Source organism: Streptomyces panaciradicis (assembly GCF_023516615.1).
Lineage (GTDB): Bacteria > Actinomycetota > Actinomycetes > Streptomycetales > Streptomycetaceae > Streptomyces > Streptomyces panaciradicis.
In genome coordinates, this window is record NZ_JAMGBF010000357.1 from 1 (window position 1) to 328 (window position 328).

The following is a 328-nucleotide window of genomic DNA, read 5'->3' on the forward strand; positions in this document are numbered from 1 at the left end:
ATGTTGTAGGTCGCCGAGGGGCCCTCCAGCTGGGCGAGGAACCACAGGCGCTGCTGGGCGTAGGACAAGGGGATCACTGGGAGGCTCCCATCCGGCGCATCGGCCGCAGCTTGGGGCGCGCGCTCTCGGCGCCCTCGAGCCGCTCGGCCAGCCTGGCCACGTTCGGGTTCTCGAAGAGGGCGGGGACCGGGAGTTCGGCCCCCAGGACGGTGCGGATCCGGCTGACCAGCCGGGTGGCGAGCAGCGAGTGGCCGCCGAGCCGGAAGAAGTCGTCGTCGACACCGACGGACGGCAGGCCGAGGACCTCGGCGAACAGGCCGCACAGGAC

The 328-nt window shown here is 72.3% G+C and carries 1 pseudogene; it reads right to left on the minus strand.

Features of this window, described 5'->3' with window-relative positions:
• A pseudogene (locus tag M8J74_RS44350) lies at positions 1–328 on the minus strand (phosphopantetheine-binding protein); the annotation flags it as partial.